Genomic DNA, 25,219 nt, shown 5'->3' on the forward strand with positions numbered 1-25,219 from the left:
TAGTTATATCCCGATGCTTTCCGGCTGCTGCCTTTTAACCCTTTACCGCTCCCGTTGTAATACCCGTCGTGTAGTATTTTTGTATATAAGGATATATAACGAGTATGGGTATTACCGAAATTGAAATGGTAACCATCTTTAACGTCTCCTCAGTCACCTTGGAAGTTTCACTAATGCCCTGCACCCCTGAAAGAACAGCTCCCGAGCCCGCTGAGGAAAACAGATTTCTCAAATAGACCTGAAGAATTTGCAGGCTGTTGCTGTTAATGTATAGAACTCCGTCTAAGTACGCATTCCAGTTGGTTACTCCGTAAAACATCCCCACCGCGGCTAATGTCGGGGTAGATATGGGGATAACAATGCGGAAGAGAATGGTAATAGGGTTCGCTCCGTCAATTCTCGCCGATTCCTCAAGGCTCGCAGGAATGGACTGAAAATAATTTCTCATGATAAACAGGTTGTACGCAGTCATGGCATTTGGCAGTACCAACGCCCAAAAGGTATCTATCATGTGGAGGTCGTTTATGAGAATATATGTAGGAATCATTCCTCCGTTAAAAAGCATTGTAAAAAATATGGCAATGCAAAGAAATCTTCTGCCCCTGAGCCGCGGCAACGAGAGCGGGTATGCAAGCATAGCCGTAAGGATGACACTTATCAGCGTTCCCACACCCGTTCTGGCTATTGTGTTCCAGTAAGCAATATAAAGCTGGGGCTGCTTCAGCACCATTCGGTATCCCAGAAGGTCAAGCTCTCTTGGTATGAAAAACAGCCCTCCTGATGATGCCGCTTGTGAATTGCTTATGGAATACATTAAAACATGCCAGAATGGATAAATTGTAATAAACGTAATGAGAAGCAGCAGCAACCCATTTATAATCATGCCGGCTTTTTCTGCCCTTGTCTTTTTCATAGTGTCCTCCTCCTTAAATCATGCTGCTTTCAGGGTCTGTTTTCTTTGCAATGGCGTTTGTGATAAGCACCAGCATGAGGCCTATAACCGACTGGAAAAGTCCTGCCGCTGTCGCAAGTGCAAACTGTTTGTTTTCCAGACCCACACGGTATACAAATGTGTCAATGATATCGGCTACCGAATTCACCATTGGGTTGGTAATGGCAAAAATCTGGTCAAAGCCTGCATACATTACTTCTCCCACACGGAACATCAAAAGGACAATAATTGTAGACTTAAGACAAGGCAAAGTGATATGTATCAATTGTCTCCACCGGCCCGCACCGTCCATGACGGCAGCCTCGTAAAGCTGGCCGTCGATTCCCATTAAGGCCGCCAGGTACACAATGGTGCCCATACCGGCATTCTTCCATACATGGGACCACACTATAACCGCTTGAAAGCTGTCCTTATCAGTCAGTAAATTAGGAAGATCTCCCGCATATCCTATAATATTGGCTATTTCACGTATGCCTCCCATACTGGGAGAAAACAGTGCGAACATAAGACCGTTGATGACTACCCATGAAACAAAATTGGGCAGTATTACTGAGGTTTGAACAAATTTTTTATAATATCGGCTGTTAATTTCATTAATCATTAAGGATAGAATAATTGGAATAGGGAACCCTATAATCAGCTTCTGTATACTAATTATAATGTTATTATACAATGCTCTTTGAAATCCGACCTGTGAAATAAGCTTGCTAAAATTGTCAAAGCCTATCCAGGTTGAGTTTTCAGGATTAAATATATTATAATTCTGAAAAGCTATTGACACCCCATACATGGGAATGTACTTGAAAATGATAAAGTAAAGAAGCCCCGGAACCATAAGGAGGTATAACATATATTCACTTTTCACATAGGAAAGGAATCCTCCTTTTTTAGGAATATCGAGTGGCTTAACCTTCTTGACCTGCATTGACATGTTAGGTTCTCCTCTCTGAAACTATAAATATTGCATAAATAATGTGTGAAATTTGAGATGTATTTTGTCGATATTTAAAGTATACTCATTTGAAATGATTATGTCAATATTTTTATTTTATTTTAAAATAAATTTTTAAATATATTTTTATCACTTGTTCTTTTTTCAATTTGTTGATAATATAAATAATTGATAATACAAATAATATTATTTAAAATAAACTCTTTTATTGAAAGGAATCGGAGAATTTGGTCGGATGTTGTTTGAAGATAAAGGAGTCATTAAGCGGACTCACAAAAAAAGAAAAGCTGGTGGCTAAATACGTGCTTCAGTTTCCCCATGATGTTCCTAAAATGTCTATACAGGAGCTTGCAGCGGCCAGCGGAACCAGCCCGTCCTCAGTTGTAAGGCTATGCAAAAGCTTAGGCTACAGCGGCTATAAGGAATTTTGCCGTCTGCTGACGGCAGACATAAGTGCTAATCGTCAGGATGACATCGTTTATGAGGATGTGCGTCCGGGCGACAGTCTGCCTTCCATTGCCAAAAGTGTAGTTATGAGTAATATCAGGGCCATAGAAAGCTCCCTTCAGATTTTAAATGTTGATCAACTGGAGCAGGCGGTAACAGCTATCTGTCAGGCAGACCGTGTAGACTTTTACGGAGTAGGCACCTCCTGTCTGGTGGCATTGGATGCTCACAGCAAGTTCCTGCGTATAAATAAGCACAGCAACGTAAGCGAGGATCCCCATGTTCAGGTGCTAAGTGCGGCTACGTTAAAAAAAGGGGACGTGGCGGTGATAATCTCATATAGCGGAGAAACCCGGGATGTCCTTATTATTGCCGATATTATTAAAAAGACCTCGGCTACGATTATAGCAATTACAAAGTACGGAAAAAATCCCCTTAACACGCAGGCCGATATCAACCTGTATACCTACAGCACGGAAAATCTCATCCGCAGCGGAGCTATGAGTTCGCGAATCAGCCAGCTTACAATTATTGATATTTTATATACTGCCGTTGCAAGCAATAATTACGGCAGTGTGAAGCCTCATCTCGACAAATCTCTCTTTGCCGCGGGCCGGATGCGTTCCAGCAAATGAACAGACTGCCCGCAGAGAGCAGCCTGCTTTATATTCTATTTTGCCCTGAAAACTTTGGCAGGCTTAGCGACAGGTTCTATGCTGCCGGTTACATAGCCATACAAATTGTGGTTAGTCTCTACAAGGTGGTCAATCATCTCATCATACGATCTGTTGCATATGTCTATGAGGCCATGCTGCATACATTCCCCGTCAAACCGCCCCAAAAGCGGCTGGTCATTCATCTCGAAATAATGTATTCCCACACAGTATTTATGACGCATAGCCGTCTGCATATAGTATTCACAAGCCTGTCCTCTCTGCTCCTGCGTTTCGGCAGCCAGCAGGCCGCAAGACAGCAAGCCCTTGTCCGCGCCTCCAATATGCCACTCACCTATTATACATGGCATTTCGATAGAATCGGAAGCAATATTTAAGCTTGGCTCTGCCGATTCATAATAGCAGTTGAAGGAAACAATATGGAAACATTCACTTCCGGCAATTTCATTTTTGCTGATTTCGCTGTATCTCATCCCGAGATTCATATGCTGCGAATCAACCTCATACAGCGCATCTCCGGGAACCTGCGCATACTTTTCAAGCAGCTTGGAGCGCAAAAAGCCCATATCCTCCAATGCCTCCCTGCTGAAGCAATCAGCATTGGAAAAGGGTATATACAGATCCTGAAAGCTGCTGAAATTTTGCTTCCATGCCGTGTTCAAAGCATCAATAGTCCTATATTTCATCCGCAGAAGCTCTACCAAAGCCTCCTTTGATGCAAGCCTTTTGGGATGCGCAAAAACCCTTTCTGCGAGGTTTACCGACGTCTGAAACTTCCACTCGGGCTCATTTGTGATAAAGTATCCTATCATATAAGGATTGCCCGCAAATGGCGCAAGCTGCTTTTGCGCAAATTCCTTTGAGCGCTCCTCATACTGCTTTGAATATACATCGGGGAAATCCCTGAACACAAGCTCGTCTGTAAGAGGAAAATTCTTAAGCGTCCATACGAAGGGGATTTTAACCTCCGCCAGATAGTCCATAACCCTCTCGTCCTCATAGTTGTTTACTCCCACGCCAATAGTATTGAAGCCCCATCGCTTTAAGCGCGCACCGTTTATTTTTACCCAGGCATCCCACCATTTTTCAGGGCCGAAGGCTCTTATCATATTGGAACGGGCAAAATTAAACATCCTTCTGTTTTTACCGGCATCAACACCATTCCTCTTTGCAAATTCAGGTATCTTATCCGCCGTCGTCCACGCATCCCGGTAAGTTTCGTCCTCCTGCCCGGGAAGCCATGAAAACAGGTTCTCCATCTTGTCAACAAAACCGTGTACACCCATTCGATTCCCGTAGCATATTCCGTTGCTGAAAAACGCATAGCCCTCAGGGTCAACCAGCCACCATCGCTTTCCGTCATGATGCGTATGGAAAAAGCCCGTGGCGTCAAACTTCAATTTTGTCCAGCCTCCGTATTTGCTCCAGCCCTCCGGGTAACTGTTTTCCGTCTCAGCCCTCAAGTATTCTCCATGAAGGTAATCCGTCATATCCTTAATGCTTCGGGACTTTGTATTCCAATCCTTCTGTATCCACTGTCCCAGCTCATCCACCATCGGACCCCCGATGACCTTCATATCGGGCAGGATATTGCACAGGTAAGCCTCAAAAATTGTAACGCTTCTGAATAAATGGCTGTAACCCGGATGAAAATAAAGCTCCACCGCATTCATTTCCTCAATGTCGCACGGATTACAGTTGACACGACCTTTGAGCATCCCCGGCAGTGTAAGAAGAAAAAAGTGCTTTGATTGCAGCTCTTCCAGATCAACAGCCAGCTTCACACGCCTCGTCGGAAGCATCTCATAATTAATGCAGCCCCGTTCCTCTCCCTCTGCCGGATTGGCCTTTTCAAAGCAAAAATCCACAAGCATTTGGGAATCCATGTCCGCCAGCATGTCTACGATAAAGTACCTGTGCCCCTTCCAGTTAACTCCTCCCATCCGGGAGGTTTCTCCCATCCGGGAGGTTTCTCCCATCTCGGCAGTTTTTCCCTCAAGCCGCAGACGGATGCAGCCATCCTCCCCCGGTTTAATGACAAGCCCCTCTTCTCCATCAGCTTTAGTACCCTGAAGTACATAAAAACTACTAAGCTCAATGCTATCCTTTTCCATTTGGCAGCCTCCTTAAACAGTAAACAGATGTTTGATAATTCAAATTCTAAATACTATATATAATTTTCAGATATTCTGTATATGCACTATATCTCATTTTTCATAAAAATTCAAGTTAATTATTTCATATTTAATAATAATTTCTGAAATTTTATTTTAATTATATTTTTTAAAATTCAACTTTTAGTATTTACACAATTCCTTATAACCCTATATAATTCGCTACATTTGCTGATTTTAGCTCGTTTGTTCTTGGAATCTCATCGAAATTATTTTCATATATATTACTTTTTTTCGAAAATACTATTGACGTTTTTTTGTGTTAAATATATAATTGAGGTGATAAGAATTGCAATCTTGTCGAAAAAAGAAAATCCCTTTCAAGTTTGAATTTTTCGCAGCTTAAGCTGCATGGAGGCATTAAAATGCGACCAATTCCAAAAACAAAGGCAGGACTATTGCTGATTGCCACATCCCGTTTCCGTGAGCTTGGAAGCGAGCTTCCGCAGGGAGGCTATGAGTTACGAAAAATTTCTGAGGCAGCTCGTTACTCTGAGGAACTTGAAAAATTCAGCGAAGTGGTATATCCAGGTATTGTTTATACACGTGACGACATGGACAATGCCATCAAACTTTTTAAATGTGAGAATGTAGATTGGGTTTTTGCGCTGTTTCTTTCCTGGACTGAGGATTTTGCGTGGGTGCGTTTCTTGCGTGATATGCCTTTGGTACCTATTTTCTTGGGCTGTAAAGTGAGGGATGAAATTTCGTTTAAAGACACCTTTGAAGAAAGTGATTTTGTTGAATTTCTTTCTGCCGGAGGCCTTGTGGGCTCTTTAGAAGCCTCAGGCTCCGTAAGGCGCTTCTCGAGGCCCATGCTTGTTACCTCAATCGGGAGATTTGATGAGCTTATGCTTAAAGCCATGCATTTCGCCCACGCCGCCGCCGTGCGTTCGTCTCTTCGCGGCGCCGTTTTCGGCTTGCTTGCCTCTTACAATGAGGTTATGTGGTCAACCTATGTCGATCCTTATAACCTTTTCATGAAGGCTGGACCCGAGCTTCGTTTTATGTCCGTCACTACGCTGGTTAAAGAAATTAATTCGCTTGACACCACGCTTTTAAAGAAAACGAGAGGCATTTTAGAGGAGAAGTATGAGGTTGTTCCGGGAGTAGACGAAGGGAAGCTTGATGCCTCGGTAAGGGCATCTCTCGCTTTAGAAAGCATAGCCCGTAAGGCAGGCGTCAGCATGGTTGTGCTAAATGACGTCGACCCGGTTCTTCTGGAAGAGGTGGGACTGCGTCCCGGATTCCTGCCGTGCCCCGGCACCAATGATATCTCCGTTGTGCCGGAGGGCGATATAGGCGGCGGGCTGGCTGTTTATATTTTAATGCAGCTCACAGGCAAGCCCGTTAATTTCATTGAGCCTTTCCATATAGATATAAAGCAGGACTGCTTCGCTGCAGGGCATGCCGGCCCTAATGATTACACAGATCCGTCCGGCAGGGTTAAAATTGCCTGCGATGTGCGTTTTGCCAAAACAAGCTATAAGCATGCGGGGGCTCCCTTTGCATGGTATGTAATTCCTCCCGGACTTAAGACCATGCTCCACGTTTCGGAATGCAACGGCCGCTTTAAAATGGTATGCACGTTAGTAGAAGCCCTGCCGTGCAAGCATTTCCTTGTATCATATTCTCACGGTATGTTCCGTCCTGTCTCCGGCAATTCCGAGCAGCTGTTTCAAAGTCTTCTTGAGATTGGTGTTACCCAGCACTATGCTCTGGCAGAAGGGGATTTATGCGATAGACTGCGCTATTTGGCGCAATTGCTGGATTTTGATTTTAAAATTTTATAAAGCAGCAGTAAAACACAGCAATATCAAAAACTTAATATCTTGAAATAATTACAAAAATTTTTAGTGAGGTGTATTATAATGAGCTTTATGTTTAATCCATACCCGTATGACGACCCCAATGCCGTCAACCACATATGCTTTGATCCTGAATTAAAAAAGACTGTTTCCGCAGATTCTCTCGCCTCGGCAAAAAGGCTGACCGCCAGAATTTTGGAACAGCTTTCCCGCTCACCGCGCTGTATTGTCGCCTTAGACGGCTATATCACCGCTCCCATTCTACAGTTCAAAGGCCTTCTTTCATTACAACTGGCTCAAAACGGCATTAGCTTTGAGGAAATTTCCACCCAGCAGCTTTTTCTGGACAGCGACACGCTATATGAAAATTTTCTGCCCTACCTGCCGGAGGATAAGTCTACAGACCCTGTACTGCTGTATGGCTCACGCTATGAGGGCGGCTATGAAAGCCTCATGAAAGCAGATGAAATTGAAAAGCTCTCCTCCGAACTGAAAAGCTTTTCGGAAAGCGGAAAGGGTGTACTGATTTTGTACGGCTACGGCTCACTTATTGACACTCTTCGCCGCTACTGCACCCTCAAGCTTTTCATTGATATGACACAAAAACGAACTATTCTTAATATACGTCAGGGAATGTTCACTAATCTGGGATCGACAAAGCCCATGCCTGTAAACCAGATACTGCGACGCAGTTACTATATTGATTTTGAAGTAGTTGCCGAATTTCGCGGTAAATTGATTTGCAACGGGCAAATAGACTATTATATAGCCGGTGATAATCCCGATAAAATGAAGATGCTGCCTCTGACAACCATGAAAGCACTGTTTGAAACAATGATCGGCTACCCTCTTCGCTGTCGTCCCGTCTATCTTGAAGGAGTGTGGGGAGGCTTTTATGTCAAGCGTCTGCGCAATTTGCCGGAAGAAATGAAAAACTGTGCATGGGTATTTGACTTGATTCCTATGGAGGTGTCCATTGCGGCCGATATTGAAACAATGGAGCTGGAATTCCCCTTCTACTGCTTTGTACAGGTTATTGGCCCAAAACTGATGGGCAAAAAGCCTGCCGAAAAATTTAACGGGTATTTCCCCATTCGCTTTAATTATGACGATACCTTTCATTCAAGCGGAAACATGTCCATTCAGGTACACCCTAACGGAGATTACATAAAAGGCAACAACGAATTAGGACGTCAGGATGAAAGCTACTATATGGTTGTTACAGGTCAGGAGGCAAAAACCTATTGCGGATTCCATGAGGACGCGGATGTAGAGGAATTTATAGAAAAGGCCAGACGGGCTGAAATTTATGGAGAAGGCTTTGACCATGACAAGTATGTATACTCCGAGCCTTCAGTTGCCGGACAGCAGTTCCTGATTCCGGCAGGAACCATTCATGCCTCAGGGCGCAATCAAGTCATTCTTGAAATAGGAAGCTTGACAATCGGCTCCTATACTTATAAAATGTATGATTATATGAGGAAGGATTTGGATGGCAACCTTCGCCCTATTCATACCTTCCACGGAGATAAGGTATTGCGCAGGGACTTTAAGGAGAGCTGGGTTAAGGCGAATCTAATCCAAAAACCTCGTGTTATTCGCGAGGGCACAGGCTTTGAAGAGACTATTGTAGGGCAGCATGACTTGATATACTTCAGTCTCAGAAATGTGCGCTTTTTTGAAAAATATGAGGATGAAACCACCGATCGGTTCCATGTATTAGTGCTTGTTGAGGGTGAAAAATGCCTGATCCGTTCCCTAACCAATCCCGATCGCTGTTTTGAGCAGAATTATCTGGATATGGTCATAGTGCCGGCCGGCTTCGGCCCTTATGAGGTTATTAACAAGGGTGTCGGAAAGGTTACCATTCACAAAACGCTGTTAAAGGAAGGCTTTGAAAATGAATAAGTCCAATGTATGTGTTCTTTCCATAGACGCCGGAGGAACGTTCCTGAAAGCGGCACTTGTAAAAAGTGACGGGACGATTGTGGAAGACAGCTTCATTCGGATTTCATTGGATTCAAACGGCAGTATTGGCCATATTCAGACCGCCTATACACAGCTTGCGGCACTGGGCCTTTCCAAAGCACAAGAGTGCGGGTTGGAGCTGTCGGCTGTGGGAGTGTGCATTCCCGGCCCCTTTGACTATGCCAATGGGGTAAGCCTTATGACACATAAATATGTTTCTATTAAGGGCATCCCAATGCGTTTATGGTTATGGGAGGGGGCAGGCAATATTCCCATACATTTTCTGCATGACTCCCACGCGTTTTTGCTCGGTGCATTGTGGAATAACAGTCTATGCGGCTTCGAGCGGGTTGCAGGTGTTATCATAGGAACAGGGCTGGGATTTGCCTCCTTCATCGACGGTAAAATTTATGCAAATGAACATGGCGGTCCCGGCATCAGCATATTTTCCAGACCATACCGTAACGGTACAAGTGAGGAGTATGTATCCCGTCGTGCCATAATCTCCCGCTACCGCGCCCTGTGCGGCAATACCCCAGAGGAAACGGATGCTGTGGATATTGCCAAGCTGGCACATGAGGGACAGCCTGAGGCTGCCGCGGTGTTCAGTGAAACGGGGCGCTATCTGGCTGAAATAGTACACGACATTTTACTTGAAAATTGTTTTGAGTGCCTGTTGTTAGGAGGAGCAATTTCAAAATCCTCCTCACTGTTCCTGCCTGAGCTTAGAAAAGGTCTTTCGGATTTGCCTGCGCTGCGCCATATCGCAGCGGCAGAGAATATAGACTTAGCCCCGGTGCTTGGGACGGCCAGAGCAGCGCTCTTTCCGGAAGTCGATACCGTATTGCTGTAAAGTATTTGTTTTTGCAAGGAGGAAGGTTATGTCAAGCTGTTGCTTACGTCTTAAGGAATTAATGAATTCTTTTGCTCCAAAGGAGCAGAAAATTGCCAGGTTTATCCTTGACTTTCCCGGCGAGGTTGTGAATATGTCAATAGATGAGCTGGCAAATGCATGCGGGACCAGTATGTCATCAGTAGTGCGCCTGTGTAAATCGGCAAATTACTCCGGCTATAAGGAGCTGTGCCGCATGCTTTTTACCGATCTGGCACTAGACCAGCAGGAGGTCACTCCCTATAGTGACATAAGGCCCGGAGATTCTACAGATTCTATAGTACAAAGCGTATGCAGCAACAATATTAAATCCATAGAAAATACAAAGGCTTTTTTGTCTGCTGATGAGCTTGACCGTGCAATTGACATACTTTGCAAGGCAGATAGGATAGATTTCTACGGGGTAGGCACGTCAGGAATAATCGCACTGGACGCACATAACAAATTTGTACGCATTAATAAGCTGTCTATGTCCAGCTCCGATCCTCACGACCAGATTCTATACGCCACCAGTTTAAAAAAAGGCGACGTGGCGGTTTTAATTTCGTATAGCGGAGATACAAAGGATATTCTGGAAACAGCAGAGATTGTCAAGCAGACTGATGCTTCCATAATCAGCATCACCTGCTACAGCAGAAATCCTCTCAGCCAAAAGGCCGACATCTGCTTGTATTCATCTTCCACCGAGTCACTGATACGCAGTGGTGTTATGGGGCAGCGGATCGGCCAGCTTACGGTAATTGATATTTTATATACGGCAGTTGTGAGCCGCATGTACGGAAGTGTAAAGAAGCATCTTGACAAGACGCTTCTGATGTCTACGCGCAAGCATGTCCATGCCAATACCCACGATTTTTAAACACAGCAGCTTTTATATAAGCCGTCTCCGGAGTTTTTAATCCGTCTGGAGCCGGCTTTAAAGTCGTAGGCAGCTAAAAATGTCTCCTGTCAATAAGAAGTTGATCCTGTACTCGCCTTAAGCCCTCCTTAATCATCCTTGCCCTTACCTCTCCTATGCCCTCTACTTCATCGAGCTGCTCTATTGTAGCCTTAAGTATGCCCTGCAGGTTTAAAAAGGCATCCACCAGCTTTTTTACGACTCCTGAGGGAACTCTGGGAATGTTGTTCATAATTCTGTAGCCTCTGGGAGACACATTTATGTCAAAGGAGTTATTCCCTCCGTAATATCCCATTGCGCGGCATATAAAGCTCAAGTCCATGAGGTCGTCATATTTTAACGACTGGATTTGCTTCATTACATCCTCCCGTGTTTTGTTATCAACGGGAATCATGTAGTCCTCTATAACCAGAAGTCCATACTTTTCAATATTTAAAAGCAGTTCCTCAAGCTGCATACTCACAAGCCTGCCCTCATTTCCCAGCTCACATATATACCGGTCAATCTCGGCGCCTATCCTCATTACCATCTCTGTCCTTTGAATAACTAAAGACACGTCATCCAACGTCACTATGTCTTCAAATTCCAAAACGCTTAGATTAGTCATTGCATCATTCAGCACAGACTTATATTTTTCCAGCGTCTGAATGGCCTGATTGGCTTTTGCCAGTATACTTGCGGTATCCTTTAATATATACTTGCTGGAATCCATATACAGCGTTATGATATTTCTCCTCTGAGAAATCGAAATGACAATCTCTCCCGTCTGCTTAGATACTCTTTCGGCACTCTTATGCCTTGTGCCGGTTTCTTCAGTGGGTATTGACGGATCGGGTATTAAAAGGGCATTGGCATACAATATTTTTTTAACATCCTTGCTAAGTATTATGGCACCGTCCATTTTAGCCAATTCATACAGGTGCGCAGGGGTATACTCCTTGTTTATGAAGAAGCCTCCGTCTACTACCTCCATTACTTCCTTTGAATCACCTATAACTACAAGAGCACCTGTCCTGGCTCTCAAAATATTTTCCAAACCCTCTCTCAAAGGTGTGCCTGGAGCCATCATTTTAAGAACATCTATAATATCGCTGTCTTTAAATCTTTCTTCCCTCATTTTCCGACCTCCGAGTGACTTAAGTTAGTGCCTAAAGTAAAACGTCAAGTGCCTGCTGTACATTTTCCACTGTTTTTATATTTATGCTGTCGAGTCCCTTCATTTGCTTGACCATCTTTAAATTGCCCTCAGGTATTATGCAATTTTGAAACCCGATGCGTGCCGCCTCCATTATGCGCTTGTCTATCTGTCCCACCGGCCTTACCTCTCCCGTCAGCCCAACCTCTCCTATAAGCACTGTCCCCTCAGTGACGGGAAGGTTTTTAAAGCTTGAAGCAATCGCTGTTATTATACCCAGATCACAGGCAGGCTCATCCAGCTTAAGACCTCCGACTACATTAACATATGCATCGCAATTGCTAAGCTGCATTCCAACCCTTTTTTCAAGCACTGCCATAAGAAGAGTAATTCTGTTGTAATCAACTCCCGTAGCCATTCTCCTTGGCATTCCAAAGCCTGTGGCGCAAACAAGGGCCTGTATCTCTATAAGCATCGGTCTTGTACCTTCAACGCTGGAAACCACTACCGAGCCGGGTACATTTTCAGTTCTGCCCGTAAGCATTACTCTGGATGGATTTTCCACCTCCACAAGCCCCGTATCATGCATTTCAAATATTCCAATTTCATTCGTAGAACCGAACCTGTTCTTTACCGCCCTTAAAACCCTATAGCTCAAGTGCCTTTCTCCCTCAAAATACAACACCGTATCCACCATATGCTCAAGCACCCTGGGGCCGGCTATGGCACCCTCCTTAGTTACATGCCCCACAATTATTATGGATATGCCGCAGCTTTTTCCTATCCTGACAAGCGCTCCCGTCACCTCCCTCACCTGGCTTACGCTTCCCGGCGCCGAGGTAAGCTCGTCATTAAAAACCGTCTGTATGGAGTCAATAATTACAACCCCGGGCTTTTCCTCATCTATTATTCTTTCTATTGCTTTAAAATTGGTTTCCGAAACCATTAAAAGATTGGAATTTCTTACACCTAGTCTATCGGCTCTAAGCTTTATTTGCTTTATAGATTCTTCTCCCGAAACATAAAGTATCTTAAAGCTCATCCTTATGCTGTTGCAGATCTGCAGTATAAGAGTTGACTTGCCTATTCCGGGATCTCCTCCCACCAGTATAAGAGATCCCTTTATTATGCCTCCCCCAAGCACCCTGTCCATTTCATTTATTCCTGTTGAATATCTCTCCTCATTATCCAGCTTAATGTCATTTATGCTTACCGGCTTGGCAGTTGCCGAAGGAGTGGGCGAGGGTGAATGCCTGCCCTGCTGCACCTGCTCCACAAAGGTGCTCCACTGACTGCAGGCAGGACATTTCCCAAGCCATCCCGTGCTTTCATAGCCGCATTCCTGACATATGAATACGCTTTTATTCTTTGCCATTAATTCTCTCCTGACTGTATTTTGCCTCTCATTCACACATTACATAAATACGGCATAATCTGTAATATGTCTGAACCCTTGATAAGGTGTGTGATACATTGGGCTATATAAAAAAATTGATGTTGTTTTTAAACCTTGTAATAAACTACGGCATTAACCCTTTTACAGTGCTAAATAACAGAAAGCCCTTTGAGAATTACAGCTCCCCTAAAGACAGGCGGCAGCAGTAACACCCTGCTTTCTCGGTTCACAGCCTTAAGGTGTGCAGAGCTCCCTCGTCAGCAAGCTCAATTAACACAAGCACGAACATGGCATGGGACCATGTAAGTGGAATTACCCATTCAGGCTTTCCGCTGTCTTTATTCACCTGCTCAGGCAGCATATCTAGCTCCGTGCGTCCTCCGACAGCCCATTTCAAATAGCTTGCCGCCTTGCTAAAGTCCTTTATTCGGCAATAGTACAGGGCAACCCACAGCGTTGTGAGTATCCATGGATTTCCTCCGATATAATTATCACCCTCGTATCTCCTTATTCCTCCAACTCCCGGTGAGGTAAGCGCCTCCTCTATGGCTTTTACGGTGCTCGCCACCTTAGGGTCCAGTGCATCAAAAACCTCAAACGGAACAGCCACTCCAAGCAGGCTTACATCTATAGCAGGATCCTCAAGCGTTAAGTCCCTGTAATATTCCTTGGGATTAACCCTCATAGACACGGTATTGGGCGAATGCTCCCAGCCCCAAGGATTGAGCTTGGTCCTTATGCTTCTTAAAAACCTGCCCATATCCTCTTTCCATAAGGCTGTTTCCATCGCTTCCTTCATGCTGCTGTATGCCGTTTCCCACAGCTCGGCCTTTTTATCGTCAAGCCCTAATATACGGGCTATTTCCGCGGCCGCCTTTATGCCCGCGCATACCGCCGCAGAGGAATAGGTGTGTTCTCCGAACCTTTCCTCCCATAAATCATAGCTTGGCCGCGGCAAGCCCGATTCCTTGTCAGTAAACTCCAGCAAAAAATCCGCGGCTTTTTCAACGCTTTCCCACATCTCTTTAAGAAACTGCTTATTTCCAGTAGCTTCATAGTGCTTTAGCATACCCCATACCAGAGTGCCCGTTTCATCTATCTGAAGACCCCAGGAAGGGGCAAGATTCCCATCCATATGATGCCTTTGCTGCCATGCTCCATTCTCATCCTGAACCTCTACAGCCCATTTGTAAAATCTGTCCACGTCGGCTGTCAGCCCGCATTTGTCAAGCGCACCCGTTATGAATGCCGCATCCCTTCCCCAGCAATACGCGTACCTTCCGCATCTTGTAAACTGCTCGTCAATTTCAGGCGCTGCCAGAAGCCCCCCGCTTTTTTCATCGGCCATCAGCTTAAAAACCAAAATCGAACGCCTGTATAACGCATCTATTTCAGGTACTCCGGTTTTTATCTGCCTTGAGCTCTCCACTAAATTCAGCCAGTACCTTTCAGTATTTTCACGCTCACAGGCAATGTCCATTCGCCTCACATGCCGTATAAGCTTTTTTACTCCTTTTATTGTCTCCGAGGCACATATAAATATCCTGATGCTTTTCCTTTCTCCCTCCCGAAACACTCCAAGTCTCCATGACATTGCTCCCTCTCCCGTCATTGCTATGCTGTCATAGCCTCCCAGCCCTCCCGCACTCCCCGCACCTTGATATGCGTTGTTTCCGAGCTGAAACTGCCACACCTCCCTGTCGGAGCATATGCCGGCATAGCTTCCCGGCTTGTAATGAATGACGGCGTCATTTTCAAAGTCAAACAGGCTGCTTCTTAATTCCGAATCGCAGGAAATAAACGATGAGTATAAAACAAAGCCTATCTCGTTCTCCTCCCTGCTGAGGTTTTCAATTTCATATTCCCTCACTGCAACATCGGCATGAGGAAGCATAAAATCGGTATGACTTACTCTTATGCCCGCCTGATTGTCAACACATACTGTCTTTAATATATTGGTGTCCTTAATATAATACTGGCTGTGATGAAAATTATCCCGTCCAAACCACAAGGTATTGTTGTTATGACTGCTGCAAAAAACCCCCGCTTCCATCCTGTCTATATGCTGGGAGTAGTCTATATTGGGCCAGAACAGCCTTATCAGCTCCCCCCTGTCTGTTATGCATCCCAGCATTCTTGAATTTCCTATAACGGCGTTGTTGATATACGGTTTTGTCATTAATTAACCTCTCCCCCATACCCAAATAAGCATTTTATTCCATATAATTATAACACATTCACCCAAATTTTATATTATAATATTTTTCATATATAAAGTGCAAAATAATAATAGCTTTTTTAAGAAATACCGCGATATTGAACGTATGTTTCTTAAAACCTGCAATATTGTGTGCAAAACATCCTTTAGTGTGATTTATTAAGCGTAATACGGATTTATTTAAGGCTAAACTGCGCTTGCTAAAATTTATGAAATGATGTATTTTGGATATTGTTAAATTTTTTACAAAAATCAAAAGATAAAAAGAAGATGCTTAAACAAAAGATTTGTGGAGGAATTGTGAATTATGTTGAACATAGTTGGTATGGTATTTCAATACGCTTTATTGTCTGTTTTTTTATATTATTTTATAATATCTGTTTTCGGGTGGTTTAAAAGAAAGGAAGCAAGTGCAAGCATGTTTCCTCCCAAAAATAAATTTGCCGTCATTGTTGCCGCTCATAATGAGGAGATAGTAATAGGAAGCATAGTTAAAAACTTAAAGCAATTAAATTATCCCCGGGACATGTACGACATACTGGTCATAGCGGACAATTGCAGCGACAAAACCGCAAAGGTGGCCCGCCAAAACGGGGCATCGGTATATGAGAGGTTCGATTCTGTAAAAAAGGGAAAGGGCTATTCTCTTGAATGGATGTTTAAAAAGCTTTTTGCCGCAGATAAAATTTATGACGCCATATGCATATTTGATGCCGATAACCTTGCCTCGCCCAACTTTCTTTTGGAGATGAACAAGCAGCTTTGCATGGGAAATAAGGTTATACAGGGATACTTGGACAGCAAAAACCCTTCCGATTCATGGATATCGGGAAACTATTCAATATCCTACTGGACAAGCAACAGACTGTTTCAGCTTCCCAGGCATTATCTGGGCTTAAGCTGTGCCTTGGGCGGCACAGGCTTTGTAATGGCTTGGGATGTGCTGAAGGAAATAGGCTGGGGAGCCACCTGCCTTACCGAAGACCTTGAGTTTTCAATGAAGCTGGTGCTTAAAAACATGAGAGTTTCATGGTCGCATGAGGCCGTTGTATACGACGAAAAGCCGCTGCACCTCCCCCAGTCGTGGAGGCAGAGAAGGCGCTGGATGCAGGGACACTGCAATTGCGCGCAAAGATTCCTTAAAAAGCTAATATTAAAGGCCTTCCGGGACAGGGACAAGGTTGCCTTTGACGCAGGAATGTACTTGCTTCAGCCCTTTATCATAGTTGCAAACGCTGTAAATATGATAATAACAGGAGTATCGTTTCTGACAGGGGAAAAAAGCATTGTACTCAATACACGTACGGTTCTTCTTGCGCTTCTTTTGCTTATATTGACATACTACAGCATAATTTTCGTATTTGCCGAGGGAAAGCTTACAAAAAGAATTTTAAGGTATTTTATTACCTTCCCCATATACAGCCTTACATGGGTGCCCATTATTATACACGGCTTTATAGACAGGAATAAAAACGAGTGGGTGCATACCGTACACACAAGAGCACTTGACATCACTGATGTGAAATCTCTTGAAAGAGTCAGTTAAAGCCATTTGTCAGTGCTGCTTTGATATAACTCCAGTGAAAGGATATACGGTATACAAAAAATCCGTTAAATTATAAACTACATATGAATATAAATATAAACAGAAATAAGTTAAAGCCTGTATTTCGGTTTTTTACGGGAAATGTGGAAGTGTTTTTATTTGTCCTATCCATATACATAAAGAGCTTTTTATTCAACCAAATTATAGGCATACACTATGGAAACATTCTTATAGCCGCTGCTCTGGGGCCTGCGCTGCTTCTGCTCGGGCTTTTTATTTCCATGAAAAGAAAATGGCGTCTGATTTGTCTTCTGTCAGTGAATGCGCTTATATCAATAATTATGCTTTCGGATGCGATATATTACCGCTATTATAACAGTGTACTTTCAGTGCCGGTATTGATGCAGCTCGGAGTGGTAGACCCCGCCTTAAAAAGCAGCATACTCAAGCTTTTTACCCCCAGAGACCTTTTGCTTGCGGCAGATGTTATAATAGCCGCTCCTGTTTTGCTGCTGCTTTTAAAGCTTAAAAGGATAAGACTGCACTCGGTAAGGCACCGACTGCTTACCTCGGCGGCAGTGCTTGTGTTAGGGTGCTTCTTCACCCTCTCCGGCATGTACAACATTGACAGGCTGATGGGCTTCAAGTCCCTGTCTACGGTTTTTGACCACAGCTTTTTTGTAAACAACATAGGTGTGTTGAACTATCACTGCTTTGACATATGGTATTTTGCTTCCAACAGGCTTGCAGGCAATGGAGAGGATATCGCCCCCGATGAGGCCGAAAGCATAAAAGCTGTTTTCATAGAGAATGAAAACACCGCCGAGGGCAGAAATCTTCATGGCATAGCAAAAGGAAAAAATCTGATAGTAATTCAGGTTGAGGCAATGCAGAGCATTGTAATAAACCTCAAAATAGACGGCAGAGAGGTGACTCCCAACTTAAACAGGCTGATAAAGAACAGCTTCTACTTCCCGAACTATTACACTCAGGCAGGCCAGGGCAATACGGCAGACGCGGAGTTTGTCACAAACAACTCCTTTTATGCCGCAAAGCAGGGCGCGATATATTTCCGTTACCCCGGAAACAAGTTTACTTCCCTGCCTGCGCTCCTCAAGGAAAAGGGCTACAGCACCACGGCAATGCATGCGTACAAGGCCAGCTACTGGAACAGGGCTACTGTTTATCCCTTCATGGGCTTTGACTCCTTTATGAGTCAGAAGGATTATATACTGGATGAATGCATAGGCGGGTGGGGCTTGACGGACGAGTCCTTTCTAAGGCAATCGCTGGATAAAATAAAAGATCTTCAACAGCCCTTTTATTCATTTCTGGTTACGCTGTCGTCACACTATCCCTATGACTCCTTCGGCAAAAATGAATACGGCAATGAATTTAATGCCGGAAGCCACAACGGAACATTTTTGGGGAGGTATCTGAAGGCAATGCATTACGCCGATCAGACATTGGGACAGTTTTTAGACGGCCTTAAGGACAATGGGCTGATGGATTCAAGCGTTATTGCGATATACGGGGATCACGAGGGAATAAAAAAGGGAGACATGGAGGGCATTAAGGGAGTGCTGGGATTAAGCCCCAATGACGAGCTTGCGTATCTGGAAATGAAGAAGGTTCCTCTTATTATACATATACCCGGAGGAGAACAAAAGGGCGTAAAACCCCAGACGGGAGGGCAGGTGGATCTGTACCCTACACTTGCAAATCTGCTGGGAGCTCAGCCAGAATATTACCTCGGGAGGGATCTTCTGAACAGCGAAAGGAGCCTTGCAATTTTCAGAGACGGCAGCGTAACCGACGGAAGCACGGTGTATTTTTCAGGCACAGGCCAATGCTTTGACCTGTCCTCAGGCGAGCCCGCCGGAACAGACGGCTTTAAGGAGTATATCGAAGAGGCGGGCAAGCAGCTTGAGATTTCCGACAAGATTATCGAAAACAATCTGCTGAAGGACTTCACCGCGGGGTGAGCAAAATAAATAAAACACTGCTTAAAATAAATTTTAATGCCTTGCCCATTTGACCAATATCTCAAATATTTGATATTATATATTTATAAATATTTGAGATAAGGAGAATTTAAATATGCCGAATATCAGACCTATTTCTGATTTGAGAAATAACGCCAATGACATTTCTGATTTTTGCCATACATCAAGAGAGCCAGTTTTTATTACAAAAAACGGCGTCGGCGATATGGTTATAATGAGCGTTGAAGTCTACGAAAGGCAGCAAGGGCTTATCAACCTGTATGCAAAGCTTGCTGAAGCAGAGGAAGAAATCATAAATGGGGCAGATGGTGAGGATTTTTTTGAGGTAGCAAAGCTGTTGAGGGAAAGCGTACATGGCCGCATATAAAATCAGGATATATTCTCATGCCAAAAGCGACTTAAATGATATTGGATTCCTCCCCCTTTTTGTACAGGCTCACCGGAAGCGAGTAGCCAAGCAGCACGGCTATGAGGTAATTTGAGACTTTATTATAAAATACCGAGCTGTAATTGAATACTAAAAAATTCTCTCCCATATCCCCGCTGTAGGAAAAAATCTGCCACAATATAAAAATAAAGCATGGGAGTGCTAAAAAAAGTATCTTTGGTGTATTTATTCCCCAAGGTCCTTTTTTTGTTTTTTGTTGGATGATGTAAGGCAATGCCAGCAGCAACCCAAATATAAAGCAAAACAGCAGCTCAGTATAAAGATATGCCAGTATGCCTTCCCTATACATGACATGGGATTTTAAAACATTCAAAGCATATCCGCCCATCCCCATAAGCACAATAAGAAGCACAAAATATAAGCCATGAAACTTAAAATACTTTAATTTCATAAATATTGCCCCTTTACAATAAAAGACTTTTCTATAAATATTATATAGAAAAATCCTTTATTGTAAAATATTTTTTGAAATTATCCGAGCTTTTATATGATTTATACAGCTAATTCATTACATATATGCTATTCAACTGCATTTTGCTCACTTCTTTTCAAGCGGCAGCTTCTCCTGCTTCTTTTCCACTATCAGGTTATCCTCCTTTAAATCAACAAATACCTTGTCTCCCGTCTTCACCTTGCCCTCTAGCATCTCTTCTGCCAGCCTATCCTCTACCATGCTTTGGATAGACCTCTTAAGCGGCCTTGCACCGAATACCGGGTCGAAGCCCTTCTTTGCAAGGAAGGTCTTTGCACTGTCGGTAACCTCTATCGTGATGGCATTTTGCTTCAGCCTCTGCGCCAGAGTCTCCAGCATAATACCTACTATCTTCTTTATATGCTCTTCATCAAGAGGATGGAATACTATGGTGTCGTCAATCCTGTTTAAGAACTCCGGCCTGAAGGTTCTTTTCAGCTCTCCCATTACATCGCCCTTCATATGCTCGTAATTCCTTGCCTTTTCATCGTCTGCCGAGGAAAATCCCATCCTTTTGGGCTCGGTAATCATCCTTGCACCAACATTCGATGTCATAATAATGACGGTGTTCCTGAAATCCACCTTCCTTCCCTGAGAGTCGGTCAGCCTTCCGTCGTCCAGTATCTGAAGCAGAATATTAAATACGTCGGGATGCGCTTTTTCAATTTCATCAAATAAAATTACCGAATACGGCTTTCTCCTTACCTTTTCAGTAAGCTGGCCTCCCTCCTCGTATCCCACATAGCCGGGGGGTGATCCCACGAGGCGCGATACGCTGTGCTTTTCCATATATTCCGACATGTCAATCCTTATAATGGCATTTTCGTCACCAAATATAGCCTCCGCCAATGCTTTACTGAGCTCCGTCTTACCAACTCCCGTGGGCCCCAGGAAGATAAATGAGCCTACAGGGCGCTTTGGGTCCTTAAGCCCCACTCTTCCCCTTCTTATCGCCCGGGAAACAGATTTGACGGCCTCATCCTGTCCTATTACCCTCTGGTGGAGAATCTCCTCCATCTTCATAAGCCTTTCGGACTCCTCCTCAGCCAGACGCTTCACGGGAATACCCGTCCAGCTTGCAACTATTTCGGCTATTTCATCCTCCGTTACGGTGTCTGTTTTGGTCTGGTTCCTTTGCTGCCAGCTCCCCTTGACCTTGTCCAGCTCACCCTTTATTCTTTGCTCCTCGTCTCTTATCCTTGCGGCCTTTTCGTATTCCTGACACCTTATAGCCTCTTCCTTCTCCTTTACAAGGTTTTCAACCTGCTCCTCCAGCTTCTTCAAATCGGGAGGTGCCGTAAAGGCCTTAAGACGTACTCTTGATGCCGCCTCGTCAATTAAGTCAATGGCCTTGTCAGGCAAAAACCTGTCTCCTATATACCTGTCTGACATTTTAACGGCCGCTTCCAGCGCGGTATCCGTTATTTTAACCCTGTGATGCGCTTCATATTTGTCCCTTACTCCCTTTAATATTTCCACGGCCTCCTCAACTGTCGGCTCTCCTACCGTAATGGGCTGAAACCTTCTTTCCAAGGCGGCATCCTTTTCAACATGCTTTCTGTATTCATCCAGTGTCGTTGCGCCTATAACCTGAAGCTCACCTCTCGCAAGGGAAGGCTTTAATATATTTGAAGCGTCTATTGCCCCCTCTGCGGCTCCCGCGCCTATTATCGTATGCATTTCATCAATGAACAGTATTACATTTCCGGCCTTCCTTATTTCATCCATCGCCTTTTTCAGTCTTTCCTCAAACTCACCCCTGTATTTGGCACCGGCAACCATAGAGGATAAGTCAAGAGTAACTACTCGCTTGTCTTTAAGCATTTCAGGTATGTTGCCCTCAATTATCTTTTGTGCAAGCCCCTCCGCTATGGCGGTCTTACCTACTCCCGGCTCTCCTATCAGACACGGATTATTCTTTGTGCGCCTGCTGAGTATTTGTATAACTCTTTCTATTTCCCTGTCACGTCCTATTACAGGATCAAACTTGCCTTCCCTTGCCATGTCGGTCAAGTCCCTGCCAAACTGGTTGAGGGTGGGTGTGTTGGAATTTCCCGCGTGATTTTTGGGCTGCCCCGTCGCTCCCGGAGATTCACTGCCAAGAAGCTTAGAAATTTCTCCCATGAGCTTTTGCGGGTCCACTCCCAGATCGATGAGTATTCTTACCGCAACGCTTTCTCCCTCTTTCATTATGCCTATAATCAAATGCTCTGTTCCTATATAGTTATGTCCCAGCCTCCTTGCCTCTCTAAAGGACAGCTCAAGCACTCTTTTTGTCCTTGGAGTAAAGCCCAGAGGCTGCTCCTCCGTCTTTTCTCCGCGCCCTATCAGCTCATCTATTTCCCTCATTACCTTCTCTTCCGTAACACCCTGGCTCTGTAATACTCGGGCGGCAATTCCGCTTCCTTCCTTCACCAGTCCGAGAAGAAGGTGTTCTGTACCTACATAATTATGTCCAAGCGCCATAGCGCTTTCCTGTGAAAATGTTATTGCTTTTTCAGCCTTCTCAGTAAAACGTCCGTACATACCAATACCTCCTTTTATTAATAAAATGTCAGTTTACCTTAAGCTTATTTCTTATTATCTCAGCTCTTTTAATGTCCCTCTCATCGGGCCCCAAAACCGATCCGGCTGTTTTTTGAAGACTGGCCGGCTGTATAAGGAGCATTATCTCGTTTAAGGTTTCAATGCTTATACCCTTTATTATTCCCATATCTAACCCCAGTCTAACATCGGAAATCAGCTTCAGGCTCTCTTCATAAGAAATAATGCGTGCGCTTGAGAAAACCGCAAAGGACCTGTAAATCTTGTCCTCAAACCTGTATGGGTTTTGCCTGTGCAGCTCGGCTCTCAGCATTCTTTCCTGTTCTATAATCTGAGAGGCTATGTTTGTAACTCCTGTTACAATCTCGTCTTCCTTCTGTCCCAGAGTAACCTGATTTGAGATTTGAAACATATTTCCCGAGGCATAGCTGTTTTCCCCGTAAATTCCTCTTACAGCCACTCCAAGCTTACCGCAGGCCTCAAGTATGCCTTTTATATAGCCCGTCATAACCAGCCCGGGCAAATGAAGCATTACAGATGCTCTTATGCCTGTTCCTATATTTGTAGGACAGCATGTGAGATATCCGTATTGCCTGCTGAATGCAAAATCAATTTTGCTTTCCAAGAGCAGGTCTATATTGTTGCAAAGCTTCCATGCGTCACTGATTTGCATACCCGAAAACATGCACTGTATTCTTAAGTGATCCTCCTCATTAATCATTATGCTTATTTTTTCATCCCTGCTTATGAGAAGTCCGCTCTCTCTGCCGTTCTCCGCCAGCTCGGGACTGATAAGGTGCTTCTCCACAAGAGACTGTTTTTCTATGGGGTTCAAAGCTTTTATATCAATAAAGGTCACATCCCCGGCCAGAGTGCTGTTGCTGTTAAAAACAGCATCCTTTACTTCCTCCAGCACCCTCCCGCCTTGCTCCTTATCCAGCTTGGACGGAAAGGGATATTTCCTGAAATTTCTTGCAAGCCTCACCCGGCTGCTTATTACCACATCGGATTCAGGCCCCTTGTCTATATACCATCTGCCCACAATGCTTCACCTCCGATAAATCCCTGTCATATTGTTCTTACTTCAGCTTCTGTTCCGAAAGCCTTTTTATTTTATCTCTTATCTCTGCCGCCTTTTCATAATCCTCATTTTGTATTGACTTATTCAAAAGCTCCTTTAGCTTTTCTATCTCTCTGGTAGATTTTATCTCAGAAGAAGCATTGCCGGGTATTTTCCCAACATGCCCGGTGCTGCCATGGAGCCTTTTAAACAAAGGCCCCAGCTTTTGCTCAAAAACCTCATAGCAATCACTGCACCCAAATTTACCTGTCCTTTGGAATTCCTCATATGTCATACCGCATTTTTCACAATGAATTTGCTCCGGCGCAGCTTCGCCCATATGAACATTTGGGTTGATTCCTAAAAGACCCGTCAATAAATCATTAAGCCCCAGAGGTGCCCCCATATTTATGTCCGACTTTTCGTTCTCTCTGGCACACTGCTCACACAGGTACATCTCCGTTTTTTTATTGTTTATTATTTGTGTAAAATGCACGCTGGCATTCCTTTTTTGACACCTCTGACACAGCATATGTATCCACCTTCCAAAAAGAATTAAAATATAATGCACACCATTTATTATTGTTAAATCATTATCTTTATTTAAAGCTCCATATATAATATGCATTCAGTATGCAGAATTCTAAAAAATTATTTTGCCGCACAAATCTATACCAGCAGGCTCATAAGAATATTTTTAAGTATAGAAGCTCTTAAAAGGTCCCGGTGAGGCAGCGGCACCTCTCCAAGCACTTTATCGCTTACGGCTGCCCTAAGCATTACGCCCTCTCTTTGTGATATCACCTCGTAGTCCATAAAATTATTTATAAATATATCCGCAGACTGCTGTGATATGCTGTTCCCCATAGCCATAACAATATGCATAAGGTATTCCCCGGCATGGCTTATGCTCACCCTTTTTATTTTTATATGCCCGCCGCCTCCTCTCCTGCTTTCCACGTAATAGCCCTTTTCAGTAGTAAATCTGGTATCTATCACATAATTTATCTGGGAAGGAACACATTTAAACTGGTTTGCAAGCTCATTCCTCTGTATCTCTATCGCACCGTCGGTATCATTAATAAGCTGCTTTATAAAAGCTTCTATCAAATCACTTAATCTAGCCACATTATCAGCCTCCCATGTCCAAAGCACGCTTAGCCTTTTTAATGCTTTAGTATTAAAAAAACTCTGGCATTAAAAAATGCTTCAGCATCAAACAGTAATTGATTTTGACTTTCTTTGACCTTTAATTATATTATAAATAACACCTGACTCACATTCAAGCTCAATTTTTATGCATAAATGCGGATTATGACTTTTTTAAGAGCAATATACAATATTAAATATGTTTTGCTAATCATTGCTTGGTATTTCTTTTTTTATTATTACTTTTTATCTCCGGGGATATTTCTTTCGCAGCCTCTTCCCCCGTCTCAGTCACCTTTTCCATATGGCTTGCCACCTGCCTTTGCTTGTCCAAAGTAATCCATTGGTGGAAGGAGGGTACAAATTCTCCGTATAGGGTAGTATCCTCAACTCTTTCATCCTTTATATTGTTTTTATTATCTTTGTTTGCCATAAAAACATCTCCTCCATTTAGGCCGATTATAGAACTTTAGCTATATA

General features: G+C 43.8%; 20 protein-coding genes. 8 read left to right on the forward strand and 12 right to left on the reverse strand.

The features are described 5' to 3' along the window. Positions 1-34 precede the first annotated feature (34 nt). Together DFR58_RS18785 and DFR58_RS18790 are read right to left on the reverse strand one after the other, a co-directional pair. Positions 35-913, reverse strand: coding sequence for a carbohydrate ABC transporter permease (locus DFR58_RS18785; protein ID WP_114299616.1), 879 nt, complete (start codon positions 911-913; stop codon positions 35-37). Between the two features lie 13 nt (positions 914-926). Continuing rightward, complete coding sequence (locus DFR58_RS18790; protein ID WP_114299618.1) at positions 927-1,883, reverse strand: ABC transporter permease; 957 nt, start codon at positions 1,881-1,883, stop codon at positions 927-929. A 263-nt stretch (positions 1,884-2,146) separates the two neighbouring features. Here DFR58_RS18790 and DFR58_RS18795 point away from each other — a divergent pair, with 263 nt between their 5' ends. After that, positions 2,147-2,986, forward strand: coding sequence for a MurR/RpiR family transcriptional regulator (locus tag DFR58_RS18795; protein WP_242987727.1), 840 nt, complete (start codon positions 2,147-2,149; stop codon positions 2,984-2,986). A 35-nt stretch (positions 2,987-3,021) separates the two neighbouring features. Here the strand turns inward: DFR58_RS18795 and DFR58_RS18800 are convergent, their stop codons facing one another. After that, complete coding sequence (locus DFR58_RS18800; RefSeq protein ID WP_114299622.1) at positions 3,022-5,139, reverse strand: beta-galactosidase; 2,118 nt, start codon at positions 5,137-5,139, stop codon at positions 3,022-3,024. Positions 5,140-5,564: 425 nt separating this feature from the next. On the opposite strand from DFR58_RS18800, the gene DFR58_RS18805 reads away from it, so the two are divergent. From DFR58_RS18805 to DFR58_RS18820, 4 genes are all read left to right on the forward strand, one after another. Beyond that, positions 5,565-6,992 (forward strand): hypothetical protein, encoded by a 1,428-nt coding sequence (locus DFR58_RS18805; RefSeq protein WP_114299624.1) that lies wholly within the window; start codon positions 5,565-5,567, stop codon positions 6,990-6,992. A gap of 78 nt (positions 6,993-7,070) precedes the next feature. Next, complete coding sequence (locus tag DFR58_RS18810) at positions 7,071-8,915, forward strand: class I mannose-6-phosphate isomerase (RefSeq protein WP_114299626.1); 1,845 nt, start codon at positions 7,071-7,073, stop codon at positions 8,913-8,915. Beyond that, positions 8,908-9,828, forward strand: a complete 921-nt coding sequence (locus DFR58_RS18815) for an ROK family protein (RefSeq protein WP_114299628.1) — start codon at positions 8,908-8,910, stop codon at positions 9,826-9,828. Before DFR58_RS18810 ends, DFR58_RS18815 begins: the two co-directional genes overlap by 8 nt. A gap of 28 nt (positions 9,829-9,856) precedes the next feature. Next, positions 9,857-10,726: a MurR/RpiR family transcriptional regulator gene (locus tag DFR58_RS18820; RefSeq protein WP_114299630.1), complete on the forward strand. Its 870-nt coding sequence runs from the start codon at positions 9,857-9,859 to the stop codon at positions 10,724-10,726. 73 nt (positions 10,727-10,799) lie between these two features. Here DFR58_RS18820 and disA read toward each other — a convergent pair whose 3' ends face one another. The 3 genes from disA to DFR58_RS18835 all read right to left on the reverse strand — a co-directional run bounded on the left by disA (position 10,800) and on the right by DFR58_RS18835 (position 15,475). Further along, positions 10,800-11,882, reverse strand: coding sequence for a DNA integrity scanning diadenylate cyclase DisA (gene disA, locus DFR58_RS18825; RefSeq protein ID WP_114299632.1), 1,083 nt, complete (start codon positions 11,880-11,882; stop codon positions 10,800-10,802). Positions 11,883-11,913: 31 nt separating this feature from the next. Continuing rightward, positions 11,914-13,275 (reverse strand): DNA repair protein RadA, encoded by a 1,362-nt coding sequence (gene radA, locus DFR58_RS18830; protein WP_114299634.1) that lies wholly within the window; start codon positions 13,273-13,275, stop codon positions 11,914-11,916. A 247-nt stretch (positions 13,276-13,522) separates the two neighbouring features. Then, entirely contained in the window at positions 13,523-15,475 is a 1,953-nt protein-coding gene (locus DFR58_RS18835) for a glycoside hydrolase family 15 protein (RefSeq protein WP_114299636.1), read from the reverse strand. Between the two features lie 349 nt (positions 15,476-15,824). On the opposite strand from DFR58_RS18835, the gene DFR58_RS18840 reads away from it, so the two are divergent. From DFR58_RS18840 to DFR58_RS18850, 3 genes are all read left to right on the forward strand, one after another. Then, entirely contained in the window at positions 15,825-17,060 is a 1,236-nt protein-coding gene (locus DFR58_RS18840) for a glycosyltransferase family 2 protein (protein WP_479722753.1), read from the forward strand. An 83-nt stretch (positions 17,061-17,143) separates the two neighbouring features. Then, a complete protein-coding gene (locus DFR58_RS18845; RefSeq protein WP_114299640.1) occupies positions 17,144-19,045 on the forward strand; it encodes an LTA synthase family protein in 1,902 nt (633 codons plus the stop codon). 115 nt (positions 19,046-19,160) lie between these two features. Continuing rightward, entirely contained in the window at positions 19,161-19,433 is a 273-nt protein-coding gene (locus tag DFR58_RS18850; RefSeq protein WP_114299642.1) for a type II toxin-antitoxin system Phd/YefM family antitoxin, read from the forward strand. A gap of 31 nt (positions 19,434-19,464) precedes the next feature. Here the strand turns inward: DFR58_RS18850 and DFR58_RS18855 are convergent, their stop codons facing one another. From DFR58_RS18855 to DFR58_RS18880, 6 genes are all read right to left on the reverse strand, one after another. Then, positions 19,465-19,905: a hypothetical protein gene (locus tag DFR58_RS18855; protein ID WP_114299644.1), complete on the reverse strand. Its 441-nt coding sequence runs from the start codon at positions 19,903-19,905 to the stop codon at positions 19,465-19,467. A gap of 147 nt (positions 19,906-20,052) precedes the next feature. Beyond that, positions 20,053-22,512: an ATP-dependent Clp protease ATP-binding subunit gene (locus tag DFR58_RS18860; RefSeq protein ID WP_114299646.1), complete on the reverse strand. Its 2,460-nt coding sequence runs from the start codon at positions 22,510-22,512 to the stop codon at positions 20,053-20,055. 28 nt (positions 22,513-22,540) lie between these two features. Continuing rightward, on the reverse strand, positions 22,541-23,572 hold the full coding sequence (locus tag DFR58_RS18865) for a protein arginine kinase (protein ID WP_114299647.1): 1,032 nt from the start codon (positions 23,570-23,572) through the stop codon (positions 22,541-22,543). A 37-nt stretch (positions 23,573-23,609) separates the two neighbouring features. Next, entirely contained in the window at positions 23,610-24,122 is a 513-nt protein-coding gene (locus DFR58_RS18870) for a UvrB/UvrC motif-containing protein (RefSeq protein ID WP_114299656.1), read from the reverse strand. Between the two features lie 137 nt (positions 24,123-24,259). Then, on the reverse strand, positions 24,260-24,718 hold the full coding sequence (locus DFR58_RS18875) for a CtsR family transcriptional regulator (protein WP_114299648.1): 459 nt from the start codon (positions 24,716-24,718) through the stop codon (positions 24,260-24,262). A gap of 232 nt (positions 24,719-24,950) precedes the next feature. Then, on the reverse strand, positions 24,951-25,172 hold the full coding sequence (locus tag DFR58_RS18880) for a hypothetical protein (protein WP_114299649.1): 222 nt from the start codon (positions 25,170-25,172) through the stop codon (positions 24,951-24,953). Positions 25,173-25,219: the final 47 nt, after the last annotated feature.

Source organism: Anaerobacterium chartisolvens (genome assembly GCF_003337415.1).
In the GTDB taxonomy this organism is placed as follows: domain Bacteria; phylum Bacillota; class Clostridia; order Acetivibrionales; family DSM-27016; genus Anaerobacterium; species Anaerobacterium chartisolvens.

Bases quoted from the DNA above. Each gene is read 5' to 3' on its own strand.
- DFR58_RS18805 (WP_114299624.1), top strand. From the start codon at position 5,565: ATGCGACCAATTCCAAAAACAAAGGCAGGACTATTGCTGATTGCCACA.
- DFR58_RS18835 (WP_114299636.1), bottom strand. From the start codon at position 15,475: ATGACAAAACCGTATATCAACAACGCCGTTATAGGAAATTCAAGAATG.
- DFR58_RS18880 (WP_114299649.1), bottom strand. From the start codon at position 25,172: ATGGCAAACAAAGATAATAAAAACAATATAAAGGATGAAAGAGTTGAG.
- DFR58_RS18785 (WP_114299616.1), bottom strand. From the start codon at position 913: ATGAAAAAGACAAGGGCAGAAAAAGCCGGCATGATTATAAATGGGTTG.
- DFR58_RS18815 (WP_114299628.1), top strand. From the start codon at position 8,908: ATGAATAAGTCCAATGTATGTGTTCTTTCCATAGACGCCGGAGGAACG.
- radA (WP_114299634.1), bottom strand. From the start codon at position 13,275: ATGGCAAAGAATAAAAGCGTATTCATATGTCAGGAATGCGGCTATGAA.
- DFR58_RS18870 (WP_114299656.1), bottom strand. From the start codon at position 24,122: ATGCTGTGTCAGAGGTGTCAAAAAAGGAATGCCAGCGTGCATTTTACA.
- disA (WP_114299632.1), bottom strand. From the start codon at position 11,882: ATGAGGGAAGAAAGATTTAAAGACAGCGATATTATAGATGTTCTTAAA.
- DFR58_RS18820 (WP_114299630.1), top strand. From the start codon at position 9,857: ATGTCAAGCTGTTGCTTACGTCTTAAGGAATTAATGAATTCTTTTGCT.
- DFR58_RS18800 (WP_114299622.1), bottom strand. From the start codon at position 5,139: ATGGAAAAGGATAGCATTGAGCTTAGTAGTTTTTATGTACTTCAGGGT.
- DFR58_RS18790 (WP_114299618.1), bottom strand. From the start codon at position 1,883: ATGTCAATGCAGGTCAAGAAGGTTAAGCCACTCGATATTCCTAAAAAA.
- DFR58_RS18810 (WP_114299626.1), top strand. From the start codon at position 7,071: ATGAGCTTTATGTTTAATCCATACCCGTATGACGACCCCAATGCCGTC.
- DFR58_RS18855 (WP_114299644.1), bottom strand. From the start codon at position 19,905: ATGAAATTAAAGTATTTTAAGTTTCATGGCTTATATTTTGTGCTTCTT.
- DFR58_RS18850 (WP_114299642.1), top strand. From the start codon at position 19,161: ATGCCGAATATCAGACCTATTTCTGATTTGAGAAATAACGCCAATGAC.
- DFR58_RS18845 (WP_114299640.1), top strand. From the start codon at position 17,144: ATGAATATAAATATAAACAGAAATAAGTTAAAGCCTGTATTTCGGTTT.
- DFR58_RS18860 (WP_114299646.1), bottom strand. From the start codon at position 22,512: ATGTACGGACGTTTTACTGAGAAGGCTGAAAAAGCAATAACATTTTCA.